Below are 23,769 nucleotides of genomic sequence, written 5' to 3'. Positions count from 1 at the left end.
TATGGCAAATCTGAGCCCCCGTGAAATTGTCTATGAACTGGATCGGCATATTGTAGGACAAAAAGAAGCCAAACGTTCAGTAGCGATTGCCCTGCGCAACCGCTGGCGCAGACAGCAGCTTTCTGACGAGATGAAAGACGAAGTCCTGCCCAAGAACATTCTGATGATTGGTCCGACCGGTGTTGGTAAAACTGAAATTTCCAGACGCCTTGCCAAACTTGCAAATGCACCATTCCTGAAAGTGGAAGCGACTAAATTCACTGAAGTGGGCTATGTGGGCCGGGATGTTGAACAAATTATTCGCGATCTGATGGAAATAGCAATTTCCATGGTTCGCGACCAAAAGCGCAAAGAAGTCGTCGCCAAGGCTGAACTGGCAGCAGAAGAGAGAGTTCTGGACGCGCTGGTTGGTGAAGGCGCAACTGCAGATACGCGTCAGAAATTCAGAAAAATGTTAAGAGAAGGGCAGCTCGACGACAAGGAAGTTGAGCTTAATCTCATTGATAACAGTTCGGGTGGTATGCCGACATTTGATATTCCCGGAATGCCTGGTGCCCAAATGGGTATGCTCAATTTAAATGATATTTTTGGCAAGATGGGTCCTCAGCGCACCAAACCCAAAAAAATGAAAGTCGCTGACAGCTACAAGGTTTTGATTGAAGAAGAAAGCGACAAGCTTTTGGATGAGGACAATGTTGTTCGCGATGCAATCAAACTTGTCGAAAATAATGCGATCGTATTTCTTGATGAAATTGACAAGATTTGTGCAAGAAGTGACCGTCAGGGTGCTGATGTGAGCCGCGAAGGTGTCCAACGAGACTTGCTGCCTCTGATCGAGGGAACAATCGTTTCAACAAAATATGGAACTGTGCACACTGACCACATCCTGTTTATTGCCTCCGGCGCGTTTCACGTCGCGAAACCATCTGATCTACTTCCAGAGTTACAGGGACGTCTTCCGATCAGGGTTGAGCTAACGCCGCTGACCAAAGAAGATTTTAAACAGATCCTTACTGAACCTCAGGCAAGCCTTATCAAGCAATATGTAGCGCTTCTGGAAACTGAAGAAGTGAAACTGACTTTCGCCGATGATGCAATTGAGGAAATCGCAGCCATCTCCGAAAAGGTTAACGCAACGGTTGAAAATATAGGCGCCCGCAGGCTTCACACAATTCTTGAAAAGGTTCTGGAAGACATAAGCTTTTCTGCTGCGGATAGTGCAGGCACGGAAGTTGTAATCGACGCTGCATATGTAAATGAGCATCTGGGGAATCTCACAACCGATTCTGATTTATCCAAATTTATCCTCTAAATCTCAGCCGGGTTTTCCGAATATTTATGGAAAACCCGTCACATTTGCCTTCATACCCCTGATTATCACTCTCATTTTTCAGAATTTAGGATTGCTTAACTCACAGGTCCTAACCTTCTTCCTATCGATCGATTAGAGGGGAAGATCAGTAGTTATGAGAGTTTTGAGTGAAGAAGAACTGGAAGCCCAGTACGAACAGGAAGCACTGGATGAGGCGAGAGATGTTGTCGCAAGCCTAGAAGTGCGTATGCAACAAGTTCGAAGTGGCACACTGGGACCAAAAGAAGCAGCCGCGTTGCTTGCTCAGGATGCTTCAAATCTTCGGTTAAAAGTAAAAGCAGTAAATTTACCCGGCTTGACCCCCTTAAGCTTAAGGATGGATGATTTCCTTGGCAAAGCGACCGAGGTGAAACCGGAACATCTTGATGACCTGCAACGATTCAGTGATAAAATCAGCTCAATTTTGGATGGTGAAGAACTACCGCCCGAAGAAATTGCAACCGTTATACGGAACTTGCCTCATAAAAGTACGTTCGATGTCGCAGATGTATCCGTCACGGACAAAGAAGTCATCTTAATAATGCCCCAACGCACAGCAGCCAAGGTCGTGGAGAGAGAACTGGCAGCCTGCGGCTATCGGGTAACAACTGTTCTGGATCCTGTCGAGGCCTTTCAAATCGTTGTCGAAACCAAGCCCGATTTAGTGATTACAACTGCCGTCATGCCAAGCTTTCAGGTATAGACATCGCATGTGCGTTATCAGCGATGCCTGTCACAAAAAATATTCCTGTTGCTGTGCTCACAAGTCTGGAGCCCGAGCATCCTGATTTGAAACCACTGCCAATCGCAGTCGGTTTGATTAGGCGTGGCGATCAGTTCGGATCAGATCTTGCCGATACATTACAGCGTTTCAGGATCACCTGATTTCATTTACCCTTAAATCGAGGAGGACGCTTTTCATCCATGGCTTTGCGTCCTTCTTCAAAATCCGCTGACTGAAGACATTTAAGCTGGGCTTCGCGCGCTGCCTGATCATTGTATGATTGACGGGCAATGTCATTAAATGTCGCTTTCATACCACGCAAACTTAACGGCGCAAGTTCACTCATTTTTTGAGCCAGATCAGCTACAAACTGATCGAGATCACTCTCTTCAACGAGATAATCCAGAAACCCGACATTCTTCAGTTCCTGACCGTTCATGGTTTCAAGTGCAAGAAACAACCGTTTTGCAGGTCCAAGTCCAAGCCGGGAGACCGCGCGCGCCATACCAGCAGGATGATAGTGAATACCAATCTTGGCCGGAGGGATAAAGCATTTCATTGAGGCACACCCCACCCGGAAATCACAGGCAAGAGCCAAATCTGTACCTCCCCCGTAAACACCACCATTTAACTTGCAAATCACAGGGGCCGGAAAATTTTCAATCGCGTCCGTCAAATTTTCCAAAGGATTTTCAGAAAAATTATAATCACCCAGTTCACCCAAATTTGCTCCGGCACAAAAGCTTTTCCCCTCTCCCGTCAAAACGACTGCGAGGAGTCCTTCAACCTTACTCATTTCAAGGAAATGATCTTTCAATTCACCCATTTCATCCGGGTTCAATACATTATGCTGCGCCGGCTTTTGTAAAGTAACTGTGAGAATGGTGCCATTTGTTACAGAGCTGAAGAATGATCCCATGAAATCTGGTCCTGTTATTGTGTTTTGATCATCTGTAGCATATTCAGGTTCAGTTACCAAAATAACTGGGCAGCCTAAATCAGGCTTCACATTGCAAGCAGGTATTCAGTTCATGAATTTCAGATTACTCCGGATGGGGATCAGCACCCTTCTTAATATTCGCAAGCAGGGATATTTTATCCCTTATCGCTATGCTGACAGTATTCCGCAGCAGTCTGAAAAGCATGTCTACACGTCTCTTGAAGAGAAATTTGATCAGAAGAGAGAGGAGTTTGAAAGGTTTCTCAAATTTATCTCCGGCTTCCAAGAAACCTTTGCAGAGTTTGGTAAATTTCCGCCCCCCTACCCCAGATGGGAACAGGACTGGTTTCCCCGGCTGGATGGTGCATCCGCCTATTCTATGGTTCGAAAATACAAACCGTCTTCAATTATCGAAATCGGTTCCGGGCATTCAACACGTTTCATGATGCAGGCAGTGCAGGACGGTGAACTCAACACCAACTTCACAGCAATTGATCCGGCCCCGCGGGCGGACATATCCAAATTACCCGTCGAAATCCATGGAAATATCGTTCAGTCTGTCGATACTGAAATATTCAGACAACTTGGAGAGAACGACATTCTTTTTATTGATAGCAGTCACATTGCAATGCCCGGAAGCGATGTCGATCATTTACTGCTAACTGTTTTGCCCATTCTCCCTAAAGGCGTAATAATCCATATCCACGACATTATGCTCCCCTTTGCGTATCCGGATAGTTGGCACTGGCGGGGTTACAACGAGCAACAGGCTGTAGCGCCTTTATTGCTTTGTGGTTTCGAACTCCTGTTTTCAAGCGCCTATGTAGCTCGCCGCATGAAAACAGAAATCGAGGCGAGCGGTCTCGATAATATTCCGCTTCGAAAAGGTGCCGTGGAGACCAGTCTATGGCTTCGAAAACAATTCTAACAAACATATGAGAAGTTGTGACTGTCATTTTAAAAGGGATCAGGCATAGTAATGCGATGATATCTTTTTTAAAAAGCGCATATCTTTTGGGAGAACCGATCGAAGGTCATCCACCTGAACGTGTGCAGTTAGCCATTCAACGCCAGCAAGATCAATCCGAAGTCCTGATAGCATCGGTTCAATTGTTGCTGGTTCTGGTTTTTGCGGTTCTGTATTTTCTATCTCCCAAAACCTTTTCTCAGGACACCATGTTTGCACCAGTGCCCTATGCGCTATTTGCTTACTTCAGCTTCTCGGTGTGCAGACTTATCTGGGCGATAAACTGGCGTCTTCCAGGATGGGTACTTTCTATATCCGTTATCGCGGATATGTCTCTCCTTCTGTTTCTGATCTGGAGTTTCCATATTCAGTATCAACAACCACCATCCTTTTATTTAAAAGCACCAACGCTACTGTATGTTTTTATATTCATTGCCTTAAGGGCACTTCGCTTTGAATTACGTTATGTGTTGCTGGCTGGTTTTACGGCGGCAATCGGATGGCTCATATTAATGAGCTATGCCATTTATGAAAGTGGAGGCATGAATGTCATTACAGACGATTATGTGCTCTACACCATGTCCCACAAAATCCTGATCGGGGCCGAGTTTGACAAGGTGATCAGCATATTGATTGTGACAGCCATCTTGGCACTGGTAATCGCCCGTGCCCGAAGACTGCTGATCAATTCCGTATCTCAGGCCACCGCCGCTCGAGATTTATCCCGTTTTTTCAGTCCAGAGATTGCTGATCAAATTACCCACTCAGAAAACTGGATCAAGCCGGGAACAGGACAAATTCGTAGCGCTGCGATCCTTCACTGCGATTTGCAAGGATTTACTAAATTATCCATGGAAAAGCCAGCGAATGAGGTCATAGAACTTCTCGCGGAATATCAGGCGCGTATGGTGCCCATTATTCAGTCTCATGGTGGCGCGATCGATAAATTTTTGGGAGACGGAATATTAGCAACATTTGGTGCCGTTGAAAACTCGGACAGCTTTGCTGCTGATTGTATGCAGGCATTGGACGAAATGATGCTGGAAGCCGGCAACTGGGAAAAAGAAAGAATTTCTGAAGGTCTATCACCCCAATATATCCGCTTTACAGCAGCATCGGGACAAATTCTCTTTGGTGCTGTTGGCGATGAAAGCCGGCTGGAATATACGGTGATAGGGGAACCTGTCAATCTGGCTGCAAAGCTGGACAAACATGCCAAAGACGAAAAAGCACAAACAGTTGTAACATTGGAATGTTTTGAAACTGCCTTAGCACAGGGTTATAAACCGGCACAACAAAATGAAATCCGCGCTGCTCGTCACGTTGGTGGAGTTACAGGCCTTGTGGATCTTGTTGTTGTTGGGGACCCGGCCTAACCGCTACCCTATTTATAGGGATCTGCAGCGTCACGAAGTCCATCTCCCAGAAAATTAAACGCAAGCACAACAATTATGACCGGCACAACCGGATACATTAACCAAGGTGTGGTCGCCACCGCATTAATGTTGGTTGTCTCATTTAACAACACGCCCCAGGACGTGATGGGAGGGCGTAATCCCAAACCCAGAAAAGATAGAGCGGTTTCCCCCAGTATCATACTGGGTACCGCGAGGCTTGCGCTGGCGATCAGATGAGATGCGAAAGAGGGCAGAAGATGTCTGCCGATAATCCGGGGAGGACTTGCCCCCATAAGCTGCGCAGCGGTCGTAAAGTCTTCTTCGCGCAGTGATAAGAATTTGGATCTGACAGCGCGCGCAAGACCGGGCCAATCCAGCAGGCCCAAAATAATTGTCAATCCAAAAAAGACCCATATTGGCGACCATGTAACCGGCAATGCTGCAGACAAGGCCAACCACAAAGGTAACTGGGGCAAGGATTTAAGAAGCTCAATTGTTCTTTGAATAACATTATCAATCCAGCCGCCATAATAGCCCGAAATACCCCCTAAAATGATACCAAGGGTAAAGCTTATGATAATACCGATAAGACCAATGGTAAGAGAGATACGTGTACCATATATAATTCGCGAGAGAATATCCCGCCCAAGCCTGTCCGTTCCCAGCCAGAAAAAACTGGCTCTACGCTGGTCATCCGGACAAACCAGATGCAAATCAGATTCAAAAAGCCCCCACATCTTGTATTTGTCGCCTCGGCAAAAATACCGCAAGGTGTAAATCCGGTTTGTATCGACCCTGTATTCCCTCTGCAGAGTTTCCAGATTCAATCGCTGTCGGTAGCCATATACAAAGGGTGCTCGCAATTCCCCCTCATGGAAAATATGAATGGATTGAGGCGGTGCAAAAATATATTTCGTATTTCGACTATGTAATTCATAAGGAGCCAGAAACTCCGAAAACAGTATCGACAGATAAAACAGGAGCAAAATAATACCGCTTACAACGGCAAGACGATGCCGGCAGAATTTCCACCACATCATTCGCCACTGAGAGGCCATGTAATACTGTTCCTGCTCCGGTGTCAATTTCTCTACGGATTGCGGATCGAACGGCTCTTTTGAATGCCAATGTTCTAGGCGGGTCTCGCGGCCGCTATTTGCGGTATCACTCATTTGGTTGCCCCTCCTGTCAGTCTGATCCGTGGATCAAGTGCCGCCAAAAGCAGGTCAGAAATAAAGACACCAATTACGGTGAGCAGGGCAAGGAACATCAGGAAGGATCCTGCCAGATACTGATCCTGACTGCGCAAGGCTTCAAGCAACATGGGCCCGGCTGTTGGCAAACTAAGCACTGCACTTACAATAACCGAGCCTGAAATAACATCAGGCAACAAGTTGCCAATATCAGCAATAAACGGATTTAGAGACATTCGAATTGGATATTTGACGAGCGTCTTAAGACGCGGAACCCCTTTGGCGCGGGCGGTCGTGACATATTGTTTTTGCAGCTCATCAAGAAGATTGGCACGTAACCTGCGGATCATGGCGGCCGTGCCGCTGGTGCCAATCACGATCACTGGAATGATCATATGATCGAGTACAGATTTGACCTTTTCCCAACTCCAAGGTTGATCCAGGTATTTTTCATCCATCAGCCCGCCAATGGATAGGCCAAAATAATAGTTGGCATAATAGAGCAGAACCATTGCCAACAGGAAATTTGGAGTCGCCAACCCCAAATAACCGATCAGGGTAAACCCATAATCTCCGATCGAGTATTGTCTGGTTGCCGAATAAACACCGATTGGAAACGCCACTATATAAATAAATAAAATCGTGGAAAAATTGATTACAAAGGTTAGCAGCATTCGATCGCCGAGCACTTCAGTTACCGGAAGATCATATGCGAAACTGTGTCCCCAATCCCCTTGCAAAAGACCAGAAAAACCATTTGGGCCGGGCCAAAAACCCATCCAGATTGCATATTGCTCTATCAATGGTTTATCGAGTGAATACTGTTCTCTCAAAAAAGTAATTTTTGCCGCCGCACTCGCGCTTTCACCTTGCGCTTTTAGCTCTTGTAACTGATTTGATAGATAATCCCCGGGTGGCAACTGGATAATGATAAACGTGAGGATACTGACAATCAGCAGTGTTGGAATCATGACCAGAAGGCGCTGGATAAAGTAGCTGAACATGACTTACTCCTTCACCCTCTCTTCATTGAACCAGAATAAATCTGGATGATACATGCCCAAATGAGCACCCGGATCCCAATTAAAAATTGCTTTTTTCGGGACATTCATCAAATGGTTTTTAACTACGATCGGCTGTAAAATTCCGCTTACCACACCAATTGTGAATTGCTGCTCAACATGAATTTGGAGCATTTCTTTCCAGATCCGCGTCCGTTCCTGATCGTTGTCAGCTATATGCCAAGCCCGATAGAGCTCATTCAGTCGCTCAACCTCTGGCATATCAACTGGCTCGCCAGATTGCCCCTTGGTCTCGTAATACTGCCCCCATTTGGGCCATTGGTAGCTAAGCTGACTGGTTGTGGCCAACCTTGCTGGGCTCTCATTTGCTGTTGGCACGCCATTTTCCATTCCTGACCATACGGACATTATGGTCTCTCCGGAAAATATCCGATTTCGAAACACTGTGCGTTGAGACGGTTTTGTAAAAAGGGCGACACCAATTTCACGCCAGGAATCGCGGATCAGCTCCAGGACATCAGTCTGCTCTGTACTCTCGCCTGCTGTTTCGACAATGATAGACAGGGGCTCCCCATCTTCCATCAACCTTATTCCATTATCATTGCGCTTGGTAAGACCCAACTCGTCCAGTAATTGGTTGGCTTTTTCAAAATCCAATTCCGCCCAGTTTGTTTGAAAATGGTCTTCAAAAAGTTCACTTTGCTCCTGGACGGTATTGTTGCCTTCTTTGGCCAATCCGAAGAACAACACATCATTGATTTCTTCGCGGTCAATTGCCAAGGATAGCGCGCGGCGAAATCTTACATCTCTTAGCAGTTTCCGCCATTTAGGATCATTGGCGTTCAGATTTGGAAAAAGCGCGAAATGCGAACCCTGGACTGTTGGCCACAACAGAACCCGATAAGCAGAGCGTTTCTCGTTTGCTTTCAAAAAGGTTGCATCCTGTAACTTGATAGCACGTACCTGCAAATCGACATCACCTGAAGCAGCTTCGCAGAGATCAGTTTCGGCTCAGATACTGACAACACCACTCGATCAATATAGGGGAGCTGTCGCCCTTCCAAATCTACTCGATGGAAATACGGATTTCTCACCCCAACAAATCGGGTTGCCGGAGCAGCAGTTATATTACGCCATGGTTGCAATGTCGGAAGTTCAGGATTGTCAAATTTATAGAGGTTATCCAGTCGATTATGTTTCGATGCCCATGATTTGAACTTGATCTTCTGAATTTTGCTCATTTTGGACATATCCACATATTTTTCGTGGAACGGCTTCAAGTAATGAGACGGTCGGTAGATCAACAATGGAGCAGCGCTTGCCAGATGCCGTAGAAAATCCGGATTTGGTTGATCCCACTCATATCGAACCCGCAATTCATTTAGTATCGTGACGGTCGGCGGTTTTCCGTCAACAAGCATAGCTACAGGAGGTCCGGTTGGTGACAATTTCGGATTATTCGCTACATCCTCCCACCAATAGCGGAAATCCTCGGTTGTAAATGGAGCGCCATCAGACCAACGATGATTTTTTCGCAAAGTGAACGTGAATATCCGATTTTCTTCAACTTCATAATTTGCAAGTATATCAGGAACCAGCTTCAAGGACGGCGTATAACCCAAAAGCCGTGCATAGCCATATACAAACAGAAGTTTCACATCAGACGGATTCCCAATAAGGCTATTTAACGTGCCGCCGTACCTGCCAAGCTCCTGCCCCTCAAACAAGGGAACAACCATTGGATTTTCAGGCAATCTGTGCTCCACTGGCTCAAGTGCCCCGGATTTGACTTCAGCCTCGAAAAACGGAACTTCCGTCCTTGCTGAAACTGAAGTAACCCAAGCAAGCAAAAGACTGAGAGCAACAACTGCAATACTGAAATCACGCTTTGACAACTGTATCATGACTTCAGATCCTTTACGCTTGTCCCCTCATGCACCCTGACAAAATGACCATCACCCAGATCAAGCATGAGCGGTTTCGTGTCATCATTAATCGTAAAGGGTGCCTCCCATTGTGACGGATCTGACGCTTTTTCTGAAACCAGATGATCGAAATCCAGCTTGTGATCAGGATTTGGTTCCGGAACGGCAGCCAGCAGCCTTTTTGTGTATGGGTGAATGGGGTTTTTAAACAGAACCTCTTTTGGCGCCGTCTCAACCAGACGCCCCTGACACATCACCGCAATTCTATCAGCAATATAATCAACAACCGCAAGATTATGAGAAATAAACAGATAGGTCAGCCCCAGCTCTTTTTGCAAATCTTTTAGCAGGTTCAGAATTTGCGCCTGAATGGATACGTCCAGCGCGGAGACCGGTTCATCGCATATCAACAGATCCGGTTTGAGTGCCAGCGCACGTGCAATCCCGATCCTTTGCCTTTGGCCACCTGAAAATGAATGAGGATAACGCCGTAAAAAACGAACATCCAATCCCACCAAATTCATGAGTTCTTTAACAGTTTCCTCACGTTCCTTTTGCGTTCCAATATTGTGAATTACCAATGGTTCAGAAATGATGTCAAACACGGTCATTCTAGGATTGAGCGACGAAAAAGGGTCCTGAAAAATAAACTGGACCTTGCTACGATAATCAAAGAGTTCGCTGTTGTTCATTGCCAGTACGTCAACATCACTTCCGCGGTCATTATAAACAACCGAGCCTTCAGTTGCGCTAATTGCCCGCAATATCATTTTTGAAAGTGTTGTCTTGCCGCAACCGGATTCCCCGACCAATCCCAAACATTCCCCGGGTTTTATAAAAAAAGTAACCTGATCCACCGCCTTAACAGTTCCTGCAGGTTTGCTCCCGAAAAGCGAGGTTTTTCGAGTTGAAAAGACTTTGGTCAGATTGGAAACCTGCAAAATAGGTTTATCGTCCTCGGAGAGTACCTCCCGAGGATTAGCCTGTGCCAAAAATTTGCTATCCTGATCACGCGTAATTTCCCGAATAGGAGTTAAACGCTCTCCTTCTTTCATATTGAAGCGTGGAACAGCTTTCAGCAGCGCTTTTAAGTAAGGATGCCGTGGGTCCGTAAAGATATCTTCAAGAGTTCCCTGTTCCATTACCTTGCCATGATACATGACAACAACTTCATCAGCCATACTGGCAACCACACCCAGATCGTGGGTAATCAACAGAATTGCCATTTTCAATTTTTGCTGCAATTTCTGCATCAGGTCCAGAATTTGCGCCTGAATAGTTACATCAAGCGCTGTTGTCGGCTCATCGGCAATAAGAAGCGCCGGATGACAAATCATCGCCATGGCAATCATTGCTCTTTGTCGCAAACCACCAGAGAGCTCAAACGGGTATGTGTTTACAGCTGCTTCAGGATTTGGAAATCCTACCAATCGAAGCATGTCGATTGTAAGCTCCAAACCTTCTTCCTTGCTTTTTTTGTGGTGTAGATGAAGAGCTTCCGAAATCTGGTTACCAATCGTATGAAGCGGAGAGAGAGAGGTCATGGGTTCCTGAAAAATGATCGTTATCCGCCCCCCACGAATTTCTCTCATTTCCCGGCTTTCAGGCTTCAATTTTGCAATATCATAAAAATTGCCGGGTTTCTCAGGGTCAAAAAACAGAATTTCTCCATCTGTGATATGGGCCGCTTTTGGTAGGATAGACATGATCGCCTGACTAATGACGGACTTTCCAGAACCCGACTCGCCCACCAAAGCAACAGTCTTCCCTTTGGGGACCCGAAAAGTGACCCCGTCCACTGCTTTCACAACACCTTCTGCAACCCTAAACTCAACTTTTAGGTCACGTACAAGTAAAACGTTGGACATCAGCTACTCTTTTCCCCAATTCTGGATCTGCTGATATCCTGAAGCGTGAGTTTCAATTCCCAGTGTACGCATGTTCCGGATCGTAGTTGAATCCAGTAACAGCCCCCTGTCATTTGCAATCAACGCGCAAGTATCTACCAAATCCCAAAAATCAGTGATGGTCGACTCTACCCTCAATCTGACTCCCCTTGCTTTCAGCTTGAGTTGCATCCACCCCTTTTCCCCATCCCGGCGGTTGAGTAATAGGATAATTTGACGCCCTCAAGTTCCTCCCACAAAATTGTTTTCTCTCTTAACCCCGTAACTTTGATCGTATCCTTGCCAAGGACGATCTTTAAGCGACTGCGACGGAAAGCCCTGATCCCATAGAGAGAAAACAGGCAGAAAAAACATCCCAATAGGGAAACAATGACAGATGATGGCCCGAACAACAAGAGGGGAACGCCCGATAACAGCATTCCCGCACCGGATCTGTAATATTCTTTTCGAATTTCATTTCCGGGGTAGCTGTAGGTTTTCGGCATCTCTTCAACTGTAACTAGTTATACTCTGGTAAATCCGGCATTTCATCGATGAGGGAAATAGCGCCTCTCAATGTCAGAAATCTTACAGCTTCGTGGTTTTCCAAAAAAGTAAGAAGCTTATAGGTTATTTCCCACAAAGGCTCGTCAAACATCAAATGATGAGTGAGGATGCCTATGGGCTCCAAAATATCAGCTTTTCCAAGCCTTCTGTTTTTCAAGGCCTGAATAATATCGGACAGAATTACATGTTCAGGATAGGCACTTCGATCCAAGCGCCAGTTAACCGGGTCGATATGCGTATTAACTTCAGCAAACGCTGGAAAGGGGCAAGCGCTTTGCCGTGATTTAAATCGGGATACTCCAATAAACCCTAACCCCGGAAGTAGATTTAGCGTCTCAGCCGAAATTCTGTTCCAAGGTGGAACGAAGAACGCAAAAAAATCATTTGGAAACAACTCTTCCAGTCTGGCTTTACCTGCCAATAATTGCACTTTAGCTTCATTTAAATCTCTGGAAGCGGGAAATTCAGATTTCTTTTCCCCTTTTTCTGCGTGAGATACATGTGTCACGCCGTGCTGCACCAGTTCGCAACCATCAATATAGTCAGATAAAACCGGGTCTACATTGTCAGGTATAGTTGCAAGCGTGAGCGGGAGATCCAAACGCTGACGTAGCGACAGTAAACGCTCCAACGCCAAAGAAGGTTCATTCAGGTCATCATCCCGCCACCAAAACGTAGCCTTCTTCCGGCCTTTAGACCAAATATCAAGCTCCGCAGATAACGCGTCCCAAGACCCAAACATTACTTTGCCACCCAGCTCTTAAGAAGCTCCACGGTCTTTTGCGCGCCATTTACATTAATTTCAGCTTGCGCAGGTGGTCCGTCATAGGCCAGATCCACTTTTGCAGCCAATTTCACCGCATCCAGCCCTTCTTCATCGGCGATTTGTAAAACACCCTTGTCCGCAAGCAACTGCGCACGCAATGTCTGTTCAGTCTCTACGCCACCTGCATAAGGGACAATAACGGCTTTACACTTCGCATACAGTATCTCCATGACTGTATTGTATCCCCCCTGGCTGATCGAAAGCGCACAATTCATGAGAAGTGTCGGAAAATCTTTTCGGGCGCGTTCGACGATGACGCCATCGCCAGACAAGGCCCTCAGCTCTTCAAAAACCTCTTCCTCTACAGTGGCCCCCACTAATAGACGCCAGACCTTATCATTCAGCTTGCTCAGCTGTTTCGCTTCAATTGCTGTTTTCAACAATTGTGTCCCTACTGCACCTCCGCCACTTGAAACAATAACCTCGTCATAGCCGGGGGCCTCTTCACCCCCTTTTTGACCGGATCTATCGACAACATATCCTGTATAAAAAATAAGATTTGATATTGCTGTTGTGTGTGGAAAAGTCTGATCCAGCGAGATCAGATCTGGATCACCATGCACCAGAACCGTGTCAAAATACCGCTTCACAAGATCCAGCATTTCATCATTTCGCCCGGGCTTGGTTTGTGCGACGAGAATATCCCGAACAGAGGATATGATAAGCGGAGGGTTTTCAGCAGCTTTGGCCGCATCCAGCAAAGGCAGCAACTCAAAGCGCATTTGCCTTCGGCCAAATGGAAACAGCTCAGTAATCAGAATATCAGGCCTAATCTCATGATATAAATCAAGCAACCTGCTGGCCCTCTTTTGACGCCAAGTATCGTCTATGTGATTTCCATCTTCATCGACAAGTTGCTTAAAGAACAAATCGGTAGCCCGCGTGGCTGGCAACTGTACAAGCCGTGCGCCGCCTAAATCCACGTCGATTTTATGGCCGCCTGAAACGACAGTTACGTCAAAACCAGCCCCAACCATCGCACGTGAAAGCGTCGCCGTTCTACGCAAATGTCCAATTCCAAGCAAATGCTGCACATAAAACAGAATTTTCACAGGCGTATTTTCAGTCATTTGGCAGCGTCCAGCTTAATGTTCAATTTCTTTCCTACAGGAATGCCTTCACTCGTCACTTCGAATAGATGTGCTGCATTCCATTTAAACTCCATCGGGAATTTATCTTTCATATCCCAATCATATGCGAGTGATTTGATAGCTCTAATCACTCCTTTGTGCGTCACGGCAATAGTTGGGTTCCTTAAGCCTCTTAGAAAAGAACGCAGACGCTGCTGCACGTCATATGGGCTCTCCCCCTGTGGCGGCGTCATATATATTCCCTTAGCTTCATTATCCAGCATGGATTGGCCATAGCGTTCTCTCAAGGCTTTAATCGTGCAACCTTCCCACTCTCCAAAATCCATTTCGATCAGCCTGTCGTCTGTCGCGAAATTTTCAGCGCCCAGTAATTTCGCCGTCTCTTGCGCCCGCTTCAAAGGACTAACACACCATTCAAAATGATTAAATTCCGTTGGCAACGACATTTGCTTCAATTCAGTAATGCCCACTTCACATAAACTGATATCCTGTCGGCCCTGAAGCTTCTTTTGTAAATTCCACTCAGTTTTTCCGTGCCTTATCAGCAACAGCGGGATCATCCAACAACCTCTCTAATCGCTTTGCCCAAAATATCACTCGCCATCTTCATGCTTCTTTCACGAAAAACAAAATCCTGAGCGGACCGGCCGTATTGCCGACGCCTATTCTCATCCACCATCAACGTGGATACCTGCCGAGCCATCTCTTGTGTGTCATTCGGGGGTACCAGTATTCCCGTCTGCCCATTCACTACGACATCCGGAACACCGCGAACCATAGCAGAAACAACTGGTGTCCCTTGACGCTGCGCTTCCAAAAAAGCCATACCAAAGGCCTCACCACATGCGGGCCAAACATACAAGTCTGCAGCAGCATAAACCGATTGCAAAGTTTTACCATCTTGAAGGCCCAGATACACAATTTGCTCTTCAAATCGGGAAAATAATGCGCGAACTTTTTGACAATAATCTCCGTCACCTACGATAACGAGTTGCCAGCTCTCTTCTGTGAGGCGCCCCACAACGTCAGCAAGCTGTTGATAAGACTGGAATTTATCTCCAGCCCGCATCATAGCGACACATAAGAGAGTAACACGATTTTCCCGACCCCCGTGCTCCAAGATCAACTTCTGGCCCAGCTCTGGATCCGCGGGTTCGTTCACTTGCTCGATAAAGGGAGGGAGGTGCACAAGCTTTTCCGGCGACTTCACGATCAAACGAAGACATTCGGCATCCAGTGTCGTTAAATGAAACACGCGTGATGCCATACCTATAGCAGCTTCAGCTGCTGTAAAACCCGTCGCCCAATTTCCCGACTTTTGCTTGGGAGCATGGCTGGCTTCAGCAACAAAATAAGGTATTCCAAGTGCCCTACACACCGCAGGACCAATCCAATCAGGCGCTTTATGATATAAGTGATAGGTGAACCAAACGTCAGGACGCTCATCTCTGACCATACCGGCGTAGGTATTTATCAACTCCTGCGCTCTTTGTTCTCCCTCTCGCCTTATGGCTTCCTGTACTGCGGCATCGCCTGTCCCTTCGAAACTTCTAAATTCACTCGCGATATCCACTGAATAACCCGCCTGGGTCAACGCTTCCATTAACAAACGCGCCATGCGCCTGTCACCTGACGGAGTCGGATGATTGGGAGACTTCATAGGGGCGTAAAACGCGACCTTCATCGCTGACTTTCTTTTGCAAATTTACTGGACAGTTTGCCAATCCATTTATTGGCATCAAAGTTATCGCGTAAAAAGCTATCCCCCGCCTCAGTCAATTTCTCACGAAGCGTTGGCGTTGTGATCAAGGTCGCCAACGCTTGCGCCATACCTTCTGGATCTCGCTGCTCAACAAGCAGCCCCGTTTTCTCATGTTCAATCAGTTCGGGGATTGCTGATACGCGCGTTGAGAGGATCGCAGCCTTTTGGCTTTGTGCCTCCATCAGCACATTGGGCAGGCCGTCCCGATCTCCGTCCTCAGCAATTCTACTGGCCAGAACAAAAATATCTGCCTCCTGCATCGCCTGTAAAACTGTCTGCTGTGATTGCGCGCCACGCCAATTAATTTGACCCGCTATTCCCAGTTTTTCTGCCTGTTTTTGCAACTCTGATAAAATTGAACCACCGCCAATATGCTCAAACTCCCAGTGAAGATTGTCAGGAAGTAACGCAAGCGCGTTAATCAAATCATCATACCCTTTTTTGGCAACCATTCTCCCTACTGACAAAATTCTGACCTTTGCATCAGCAGATCGGCCGTCTGAAATATGACGTTTGCCGTTCACCTTCGGAAAACGAGATAAATCCAGTCCATGATACAGCAATTCAATCTTATCCGGAGCCGTGGCCAGCTTTCGAAGATGGGATACGTTGAATGAAGTGCATGTCACCAGCCACTTCAAATCGTCCAGTTTTTCGCCTATCTCCCACTCTTGGGAGGTATAAATATCTTTTGCATGTGCAGAACAACTCCAGGGGAGATCACAAAACTTGGCAGCATATCTGGCTACACTCGCAGGCGTATGTAGAAAATGAGCGTAAATATGAGAGCTATTTTTAGGAAGCTCTGCTGCCAGTACAAGCGCCTGACCGAACCGCCGCACTCTGTTGGATGAGAAATCCCGTTTCAAATCTTTTAGCCATTGAGAAAAAACCTGACGATAGGTTGGTAGTTTTCGAACCTTCCACCAACTTTTCAATACACGTAACGGCTCTTGGTACAAGTATTCCGGTAAATATGTAACCGGGGCTTCAATTTCAGAATGGATGGGATGCCGCTTCTTATCCGTTGGATGGCGCAAGGAAATCAAATGCAGGCGATGTCCCAGTTTTTCAAGCGCTCTCAGTTCCTGAGCAATAAACGTTTCAGAAAGACGAGGATAGCCTTTGAGGACGACGGTGATAACACTTTTTGACTCTGGTTGATAAAGCATGCGGCAACAATCGGAAAGAACTGAAATAATTGTAGTAAGGACTGTATGTCGCAAATTCAAGCGTTCAATCCAATTCTTCGTCACGATAATCACATTCCTATGGACTAAGACATGTAATTGTCAATTTGCTCCTTGCGGAATTTATAAAAAATATGAAAAACTAATCCTAACCTGCGAGCATGCAGGACAAAACGCTTAATGGACAAAACAAACAGGGCTGTATGGAACATAGTATTTACAAGTACATACTGCGTCACAGTAAAAAACAGCAGATCATCCTTCTGTTGCTTTCCTGCGCGTCTTTTCCATTTTTGTATTATTATCTGGAACTTCCAAAAATCATAATTGATCAGGCCATACAGGCCAAAGATATCGTTTTTCCTGTCGAATTCATGGATATCTCAATCGATCAGGAGGAGTTTCTATATGTTTCGGTAGCGGCTTTTCTTATTCTGGTGCTGATTAATCAGGGCTTCAAATACGCAATCAACGTTTATCAGGGTATCACGGGAGAGCGTATGCTGCGCAGGCTGCGCTATGAGCTCTACAGCCGCATCATGCGCTTCCCCCTTCCAACATTTCGGAAAAAAAGCTCTGGTGAAATTATCCCCATGATCACGGCGGAAGTAGAACCACTCGGCGGGTTTATTGGAGAAGCGTTTGTACTCCCTGCATTTCAGGGCGGATACCTGCTTGTCATTATGGGCTTCCTGCTTGTGCAGAATGTTTATATGGCACTGGCCGCAATTGCCTTATATCCGCTTCAGGCCTATTTCATTCCGAAAATGCAGCGAAAGGTAAACCTGCTCGGCAAGGAACGGGTTCAAAGGGTCCGCATCCTTTCTGATAAAATTGGGGAGACTGTTGCGGGCATTCAGGAAATTCATGTCCATGATGCCTCAAATTTGATGCGGGCCGACTTTACCAACCAACTGGGCCGTATTTATTTTGTAAGGTACCGTATTTATCTGCTGAAATTTGTGATCAAGTTTCTCAATAACTTTATTCAGCAGTTGGGCCCCTTCTTCTTTTATGCCATTGGCGGAACCATGGTGATCGCAGGAAACCTTGAAATTGGTACACTCGTCGCTGCGATTAACGCCCACAAGGAAATGGCGGCGCCCTGGAAAGAGCTGCTCGCCTATTATCAGCGCCGCGAAGACGCGCGTATCAAATATGAGCAGGTCGTTGAGCAATTTGAACCTGCGGGCCTTCGTGATGATTCCTATCAACAGGATGAACCCGATCCGTTTCCCAAACTGTCTGGTGAGTTGGTGGGTAGCAACCTGATACTTTCGGATGATACAGGGTCTGCTCAACTAGAAGGCCTGAATATTAAAGTCCCTCTCGACAGCAAAGTGGCTATCGTAGGAAATGCCGGTTCAGGTCGAGACGCGCTTACACGAATTCTCGCGCGGCTAATAGACCCCGATAAAGGAAACCTGGCCGCGGGTGAGGTCAATCTGCTTGATGCCCCCCAATCAGTTACCGGTCGGCGGATTTCTTATATTGGGCAATCTGGCTATGTCTTTAATTCGACAATTGGGGATAACCTGTTCTTCGGATTAAAGCATCGCCCGTTACGCGAATTAGACATAGAGGACGAAGATGAGAAGACTTTCCTGCTGCGTGATCAGTCTGAGATTGAATTAACTGATAACAGCCCCTTCAACGTGCGCCACGACTGGATTGATTATGAAAGCGCGGGTGTGAACAGCCTTGAAGAACTGGATGGACGCGCCATTGATGTTCTGCAAATGGTAGAACTGGGTGATGATGTTTATCAATTTGGCCTGCGCAGTACACTAGATCCGGAGGAAGACCCTGAAACAGCGGCATTGATACTCTCGGCTCGTAAGCGCTTTTTTGAAAAAATCGAAAATGGGGGCGGGCTGAAGAACCTTGTGGAGGCATTTGAGCCGGATAAATACAATACAAACGCCACACTGGGTGAAAACTTACTATTCGGAACCCCGGTGGATGAAAGCTTTGATCTGGAACGTCTGGCTGAAAATACATATGTTCAGAAGGTAATCGATGAAGCTAATCTGAAGACAGAGTTTCTCAAAATGGGCTATCAAGTGGCCTCGCTGATGGTTGAGCTATTTGCCGATTTGCCACCAGATCATGAATTTTTCCAACAATATGGTTTTATCAGCTCCGATGACCTGCCCGAATATCAAGCCATTTTAACGCGCGTAAACCCCGAAAAACTCGATCAAATGAGAGAAGAAGACAAACTGCGGTTCATGTCTTTGCCATTCAAAGTCATTCCTTCAAGGCATCGTCTGGGTGTAATCACAGAGGAAATACAGGAAAAAATTGTCAAAGCGCGCAAACAGTTTGTAGATCACTTGCCTGACGAGCTCAAAGGCAGCATCGCCTTCTTTAACCCCGACGAATATAACGCCGCGGCAAACATTCAGGACAACATCCTTTTTGGTAAAATTGCCTATGGCTATGCGCAAGCAAGTGAAAAAATCGGTGCACTTCTTTCAGATGTCGTCTCTGAAATGGAGCTAAAACGCGCTATTATCAAAGTAGGCCTCAACTTCCCCGTTGGCTCTGGTGGCTCACGTCTTAGTGAAAACCAGCGCCAGAAGTTATGCATTGCCAGATCAATCCTCAAAAAACCTGACTTTTTGGTGATTAATCAGGCAACGGCCTCCCTGGATGCACGGTCACAGCAACGCATTCTTGAGAATATTCTCAATGAATTTGAGGGAAGAGGCGTTATCTGGTCGCTCGAAAAACCTGAACTATCCTATCTATTTGACCAGATTTTACTGATTAATGGCGGTGTAATCGCGGACACCGGGACGTTCGAAGATCTGCAAAAGCGCAGCGAACAGTTCAAGATGCTGATCAATTAACCTTCAGCAAGAGGAGTAACTAAAGTGAGCTTAAGAGAAGAGGTTGAAACACTCAGGCAAATTCCCCTGTTTGCCAAAGTAGATCCATCCAAAATCAAGCTGCTTGCTTTTACCTCAGAGCGTCTGACATTTCAGGCCGGTGATATTCTGTGCAAGCAAGGAGAAATGGGGGATGCTGCCTATGTTATTATCAACGGAAAAGCAGATGTTGTTGTGGATTCGCCAACCGGCCCGCTCACCGTTGCAACAATGCAAAAAAATGACGTTGTTGGGGAAATCGCCATTCTGATCAATATTCCGCGCACCGCAACGATTAAAGCTGCATCCGAATTAACCACACTGCGCATCACAAAAGATCTTTTTCTTCGAACCATCTCCGAGTTTCCGGAAATGTCTGTTGAGATGATGAGAGTACTTGCAGAGCGGCTGGTCAGAACGACTGAGGAACTCCAGAAAGCCAAAGAGTCCCTTCGTAAGGAAACCGGCGAAGAATAATTCCGACGATATAATGTGAAAGTTTGATTTCGTGCTTCTAAAGCGCTGGTTTACAGCCATATCCATTTATAAAGACCCCCGCGTCATTGCGATCCTGTTTCTGGGTTTCTCTTCAGGTCTACCGCTTGCACTAACCGGGACAACACTTGCCCTTTGGCTTCGAGAGGAGGGTTTAACCCTCACATCGATTGGACTTTTTGCCAATGTCGCAACCCCTTATGCCCTCAAATTTCTATGGGCACCCTTAATTGACAAACTGCCAATCCCTTTGCTGGGACGAATGTTCGGACGAAGACGCGGATGGATGATCCTGACCCAGATTTGTCTGATGCTTTCAATCATCGGGCTTGGAAGTACTGACCCTGCCACGAACATAGGCCTCACTGCCATTTTTGCTTTTTTGATCGCCTTTTCCTCGGCGAGTCAGGATATCGTTATTGATGCTTATCGGGTTGAGATATCCGATGAGAAAAATATGGCTGCCGGAGCCGCAGCAATCGTATTTGGCTATAGAATTGGAATGTTGGTTTCTGGCGCTGGAGCGTTATATCTGGCAACCGCACTCGATTGGCAAATGACTTTCAACATTATGGCAGCCTTAATGCTAATCGGAACGCTTACAATCCTAATTGCAGGCGAGCCAAACATTCACATAGAGCCACAACAGAGCGTCGTTCAACAGAAAACTACTCGATTAAATGCATATCTAAACTGGCTTAAGGAAGCTGTGATCGATCCATTTGCTGAATTTCTACAACGCCCCGGATGGCTGCCCATTCTCCTGTTTGTCGCACTGTATAAATTCGGGGACAGTCTCGCTGGTGTGATGAGCACACCATTCTTTTATGATTTGGGTTTTACAAAAATTGACATCGCAAATGTAAGTAAGGTCTATGGAACAGCAGCAACTTTTATCGGCCTTGCCCTTGGTGGATGGCTTATGGCTGCCAGCGGACTGTATAAAACGCTGTGGATCTGTGGCTTCCTTCAACTGGGGTCAAACCTGATGTTCGCAATTCAGGCACTGGCCGGAAATGATATTACTGTATTGGCACTCACTGTGGGGATCGAAAATCTGGCTGGTGGTATGGGCACTGCAGCATTCGTCGCCTATCTATCCAGCCTGTGCAATATCTCTTTCACTGCAACACAATATGCTTTGCTGTCATCTTTTATGGCAACAGCACGTATCTGGTTCTCATCCCCGGGCGGATGGCTTGCAGAACAGATGGGTTGGGTTCAATTCTTTTTGATAACCACAATTGCCGCGGTTCCCGGCTTGATACTATTGTGGTTACTCACCAGACCAGGGCAACGGACACGTACAATCGATAAAAAAGAAGCCTTATAAGGACAGGGAGATTCTGATGAATATTGCCAATTTGCTAAGACGCAGCGCGCTAACTTTCAAGGATTTTCCAGCACTAGCCCATGGAACCAACATCACGGCGACATACGAAGAATTTCAGGCAAAAGTATCTTCCTTGGCAAGGGCCCTTCGCACGCACTATCACCTTAACGAAGGAGATAGAGTTGCTCTCATCATGAGCAACCACCCCGAATACTGGATATCGCTCTTTGCCGTTTGGCACGCCGGCCTCGTAGCTGTGCCGGTGAATGCGAAACTGCACATTAGTGAGTTTCAATATATTTTGGAAAACTCAGATAGCCACGTGTGTATCGCAACTGACAAGCATGCAAAGCAGTTACAAACGCTTGAACAGAAGTTGATAGTCATAAATATTTCGGATCCGGAATATGGCTCGCTTTTTTCACATGATCCGATGGAAATGGTTCCACGTGCACCGGATGATCTAGCCTGGTTATTTTACACATCCGGCACCACAGGCAAACCAAAAGGGGCAATGCTAAGCCATCGAAATCTTTTATGTGCCGTCACAAGTTATTTTTCTGATGTTGCATCTATTAATCCCGGTGATGCGGTCATCCATTCTGCCCCTCAAACCCACGGCTCCGGTCTATACGGACTTCCTCTAGTTGCGAAAGGCGGCATACAGGTCACACCTTTAAGCGGTGGCTTCGAACCTGCAGAAACATTCGATCTTATACAACATTATCCCGGGTCCTGCTTTTTCTTTGCCCCCACAATGATACATCGTTTGATCAACTCACCCGCGCTAGAATCAGCAAACCTTCAAAACTTAAAGCTGATTGTGTATGGCGGCGGTCCAATGTACGAAGCAGAAATTCGCAAAGCCCTTGATGCAATCGGGCCAAAATTCTGCCAGATTTATGGGCAAGGTGAAGCACCGATGACCATAACCGCACTCAGTCAGTGGGAATTGGCGCATAATACTTCTCATCCGAAACGCTCAGAACGCCTCGCATCCGTCGGAGCGGAGCGAACGGACGTCGAAGTGCGCATTGTCGATAAAAATGGTCACGAAGTCAGCGACGGGGAAGTTGGTGAAATCACTGTGCGCGGCGACGTTGTCATGCTTGGTTATTGGAAAAACCCCAAAGCTACACGTGAAACGATCCGTAACGGCTGGCTCTATACAGGTGATATGGGTAGTCGGGATGAAGATGGTTTTATCACCCTTAAAGATAGGTCAAAAGACCTGATCATTTCAGGTGGGACCAACATCTACCCAAGGGAAATTGAAGAAGTTCTATTAACTCACCCAGCAATTGATGAAGTTTCTGTGGTGGGACGGGCTCACGAAGAATGGGGAGAAGAAGTGGTTGCCTTTATCAGCTTCAAACCAGATGCCACCGCAACAGCGGAAGATCTGGATGAGTTTTGCCTGCAGAAGATGGCACGCTTCAAGCGCCCCAAGGAATATGTTTTCAAAGATGAACTTCCCAAAAACAACTATGGAAAAATTCTGAAAACTGAATTGCGCAAAGAACTCTGATCACGTGCAAGTGCGATTGACCAAATACTCAAGGTGCCTTTTGGTCGCTGGCCATTCTGTATTTAAGATGCTGTAAACACATGTATCACGCAGACTGCCATCAGGCATCACCATATGATTGCGGAGAATACCATCAAGTTTTGCGCCCAATCCTTCTATGGCCGCACGGCTTTGACTGTTAAAAAAGTGAGTTCTAAACTCTACAGCATTACAGCCCAATTTTTCAAAAGCATGTGTCAGCATTAACAGTTTGCATTTTCTGTTAATTCCGGTTCTTTGGCTGGATTTTCTGAACCATGTACTTCCAATTTCTACGCGTCTGTTCTGCGCGTCGGCATTCATAAATGTCGTCATCCCCACAACGCGCCCCTGCCCGGTATCTACGGCTGTATAGGGCAGCATGGTACCAGCAGCCTGAAGGGACAATCGACGGTCAATTTCCAATGCCATGTCATTTGGCCTTGGAATAAAAGTATACCAAAGGTTCCACAATTCCCCATCAGCCACTGCGTCACATAATTCGGCTTCATGCGCTGTCTCAAGCGGCAATAACTCAACATCTTTCATTTTCAAAGTTACTGGGGATAGCCAAGTCATTTACGCACCTCTTTTTAACTGGCCCCATCAGTATGATGCAAAGCAGATACTTAAAAGTACCAATCCAAATCGCTTGCGCAGAACCAAAAAAGCCACGCGTAA

At 46.4% G+C, this 23,769-nt stretch carries 22 protein-coding genes; 9 read left to right on the top strand and 13 right to left on the bottom strand.

Annotated elements, in window-relative coordinates; all coding sequences use genetic code 11:
• Position 1: 1 nt before the first annotated feature.
• The 3 genes from hslU to JCM23214_RS23405 all read left to right on the top strand — a co-directional run bounded on the left by hslU (position 2) and on the right by JCM23214_RS23405 (position 2,236).
• Positions 2 to 1,312: an ATP-dependent protease ATPase subunit HslU gene (gene hslU, locus JCM23214_RS03465; RefSeq protein WP_025897568.1), complete on the top strand. Its 1,311-nt coding sequence runs from the start codon at positions 2 to 4 to the stop codon at positions 1,310 to 1,312.
• 154 nt (positions 1,313 to 1,466) lie between these two features.
• On the top strand, positions 1,467 to 2,054 hold the full coding sequence (locus JCM23214_RS18895) for a PleD family two-component system response regulator (RefSeq protein WP_051548005.1): 588 nt from the start codon (positions 1,467 to 1,469) through the stop codon (positions 2,052 to 2,054).
• A gap of 23 nt (positions 2,055 to 2,077) precedes the next feature.
• Positions 2,078 to 2,236, top strand: coding sequence for a hypothetical protein (locus JCM23214_RS23405; RefSeq protein ID WP_159104292.1), 159 nt, complete (start codon positions 2,078 to 2,080; stop codon positions 2,234 to 2,236).
• Between the two features lie 2 nt (positions 2,237 to 2,238).
• Here JCM23214_RS23405 and JCM23214_RS03455 read toward each other — a convergent pair whose 3' ends face one another.
• A complete protein-coding gene (locus tag JCM23214_RS03455) occupies positions 2,239 to 2,994 on the bottom strand; it encodes an enoyl-CoA hydratase/isomerase family protein (RefSeq protein ID WP_148301759.1) in 756 nt (251 codons plus the stop codon).
• 112 nt (positions 2,995 to 3,106) lie between these two features.
• Here JCM23214_RS03455 and JCM23214_RS03450 point away from each other — a divergent pair, with 112 nt between their 5' ends.
• Positions 3,107 to 3,943: a class I SAM-dependent methyltransferase gene (locus tag JCM23214_RS03450; RefSeq protein WP_037492813.1), complete on the top strand. Its 837-nt coding sequence runs from the start codon at positions 3,107 to 3,109 to the stop codon at positions 3,941 to 3,943.
• A 17-nt stretch (positions 3,944 to 3,960) separates the two neighbouring features.
• Complete coding sequence (locus JCM23214_RS03445; RefSeq protein WP_199899267.1) at positions 3,961 to 5,358, top strand: adenylate/guanylate cyclase domain-containing protein; 1,398 nt, start codon at positions 3,961 to 3,963, stop codon at positions 5,356 to 5,358.
• 8 nt (positions 5,359 to 5,366) lie between these two features.
• Here JCM23214_RS03445 and JCM23214_RS03440 read toward each other — a convergent pair whose 3' ends face one another.
• The 11 genes from JCM23214_RS03440 to JCM23214_RS03390 form a co-directional block, all read right to left on the bottom strand.
• Positions 5,367 to 6,551, bottom strand: a complete 1,185-nt coding sequence (locus tag JCM23214_RS03440; protein ID WP_025897564.1) for an ABC transporter permease — start codon at positions 6,549 to 6,551, stop codon at positions 5,367 to 5,369.
• Positions 6,548 to 7,576 carry an ABC transporter permease gene (locus tag JCM23214_RS03435; RefSeq protein WP_025897563.1) on the bottom strand — a complete coding sequence of 343 codons (1,029 nt, stop codon included), beginning with the start codon at positions 7,574 to 7,576 and terminating at the stop codon, positions 6,548 to 6,550. The genes JCM23214_RS03440 and JCM23214_RS03435 overlap by 4 nt, the downstream gene beginning before the upstream one ends.
• Positions 7,577 to 7,579: 3 nt before the next feature.
• Positions 7,580 to 8,563, bottom strand: coding sequence for an ABC transporter substrate-binding protein (locus JCM23214_RS25815; protein WP_199899266.1), 984 nt, complete (start codon positions 8,561 to 8,563; stop codon positions 7,580 to 7,582).
• On the bottom strand, positions 8,521 to 9,498 hold the full coding sequence (locus JCM23214_RS25810) for an ABC transporter substrate-binding protein (protein ID WP_199899265.1): 978 nt from the start codon (positions 9,496 to 9,498) through the stop codon (positions 8,521 to 8,523). The genes JCM23214_RS25815 and JCM23214_RS25810 overlap by 43 nt, the downstream gene beginning before the upstream one ends.
• Positions 9,495 to 11,387 carry an ABC transporter ATP-binding protein gene (locus JCM23214_RS03425; RefSeq protein WP_025897562.1) on the bottom strand — a complete coding sequence of 631 codons (1,893 nt, stop codon included), beginning with the start codon at positions 11,385 to 11,387 and terminating at the stop codon, positions 9,495 to 9,497. The genes JCM23214_RS25810 and JCM23214_RS03425 overlap by 4 nt, the downstream gene beginning before the upstream one ends.
• Positions 11,388 to 11,581: 194 nt before the next feature.
• Complete coding sequence (locus JCM23214_RS03415; protein ID WP_025897559.1) at positions 11,582 to 11,911, bottom strand: hypothetical protein; 330 nt, start codon at positions 11,909 to 11,911, stop codon at positions 11,582 to 11,584.
• Between the two features lie 14 nt (positions 11,912 to 11,925).
• Positions 11,926 to 12,714 carry a polysaccharide deacetylase family protein gene (locus JCM23214_RS03410; protein ID WP_025897558.1) on the bottom strand — a complete coding sequence of 263 codons (789 nt, stop codon included), beginning with the start codon at positions 12,712 to 12,714 and terminating at the stop codon, positions 11,926 to 11,928.
• Positions 12,714 to 13,868, bottom strand: a complete 1,155-nt coding sequence (locus JCM23214_RS03405; protein ID WP_025897556.1) for a glycosyltransferase family protein — start codon at positions 13,866 to 13,868, stop codon at positions 12,714 to 12,716. The genes JCM23214_RS03410 and JCM23214_RS03405 overlap by 1 nt, the downstream gene beginning before the upstream one ends.
• Complete coding sequence (locus JCM23214_RS03400) at positions 13,865 to 14,449, bottom strand: histidine phosphatase family protein (protein ID WP_025897555.1); 585 nt, start codon at positions 14,447 to 14,449, stop codon at positions 13,865 to 13,867. Before JCM23214_RS03400 ends, JCM23214_RS03405 begins: the two co-directional genes overlap by 4 nt.
• Entirely contained in the window at positions 14,446 to 15,573 is a 1,128-nt protein-coding gene (locus JCM23214_RS03395; RefSeq protein WP_025897554.1) for a glycosyltransferase family 4 protein, read from the bottom strand. Before JCM23214_RS03395 ends, JCM23214_RS03400 begins: the two co-directional genes overlap by 4 nt.
• Positions 15,570 to 16,823 (bottom strand): glycosyltransferase family 4 protein, encoded by a 1,254-nt coding sequence (locus tag JCM23214_RS03390; protein ID WP_025897553.1) that lies wholly within the window; start codon positions 16,821 to 16,823, stop codon positions 15,570 to 15,572. The genes JCM23214_RS03395 and JCM23214_RS03390 overlap by 4 nt, the downstream gene beginning before the upstream one ends.
• Before the next feature lie 221 nt (positions 16,824 to 17,044).
• On the opposite strand from JCM23214_RS03390, the gene JCM23214_RS03385 reads away from it, so the two are divergent.
• The 4 genes from JCM23214_RS03385 to JCM23214_RS03370 are packed head-to-tail and all read left to right on the top strand — an operon-like array spanning position 17,045 to position 23,070.
• Entirely contained in the window at positions 17,045 to 19,696 is a 2,652-nt protein-coding gene (locus JCM23214_RS03385; RefSeq protein WP_037492811.1) for an ABC transporter transmembrane domain-containing protein, read from the top strand.
• Between the two features lie 24 nt (positions 19,697 to 19,720).
• A complete protein-coding gene (locus tag JCM23214_RS03380; protein WP_025897551.1) occupies positions 19,721 to 20,191 on the top strand; it encodes a cyclic nucleotide-binding domain-containing protein in 471 nt (156 codons plus the stop codon).
• 31 nt (positions 20,192 to 20,222) lie between these two features.
• On the top strand, positions 20,223 to 21,542 hold the full coding sequence (locus JCM23214_RS03375; RefSeq protein ID WP_025897549.1) for an AmpG family muropeptide MFS transporter: 1,320 nt from the start codon (positions 20,223 to 20,225) through the stop codon (positions 21,540 to 21,542).
• Positions 21,543 to 21,558: 16 nt separating this feature from the next.
• Complete coding sequence (locus JCM23214_RS03370; RefSeq protein ID WP_025897547.1) at positions 21,559 to 23,070, top strand: AMP-binding protein; 1,512 nt, start codon at positions 21,559 to 21,561, stop codon at positions 23,068 to 23,070.
• Here JCM23214_RS03370 and JCM23214_RS03365 read toward each other — a convergent pair whose 3' ends face one another.
• A complete protein-coding gene (locus JCM23214_RS03365; protein ID WP_025897546.1) occupies positions 23,071 to 23,667 on the bottom strand; it encodes a GNAT family N-acetyltransferase in 597 nt (198 codons plus the stop codon).
• Positions 23,668 to 23,769: the final 102 nt, after the last annotated feature.

It is taken from the genome of Sneathiella glossodoripedis JCM 23214, from assembly GCF_000616095.1.
Taxonomy (GTDB): domain Bacteria; phylum Pseudomonadota; class Alphaproteobacteria; order Sneathiellales; family Sneathiellaceae; genus Sneathiella; species Sneathiella glossodoripedis.
The sequence above is the reverse complement of the archived record's forward strand: the minus strand, read 5'-3'. Positions and strand labels throughout refer to the sequence as shown.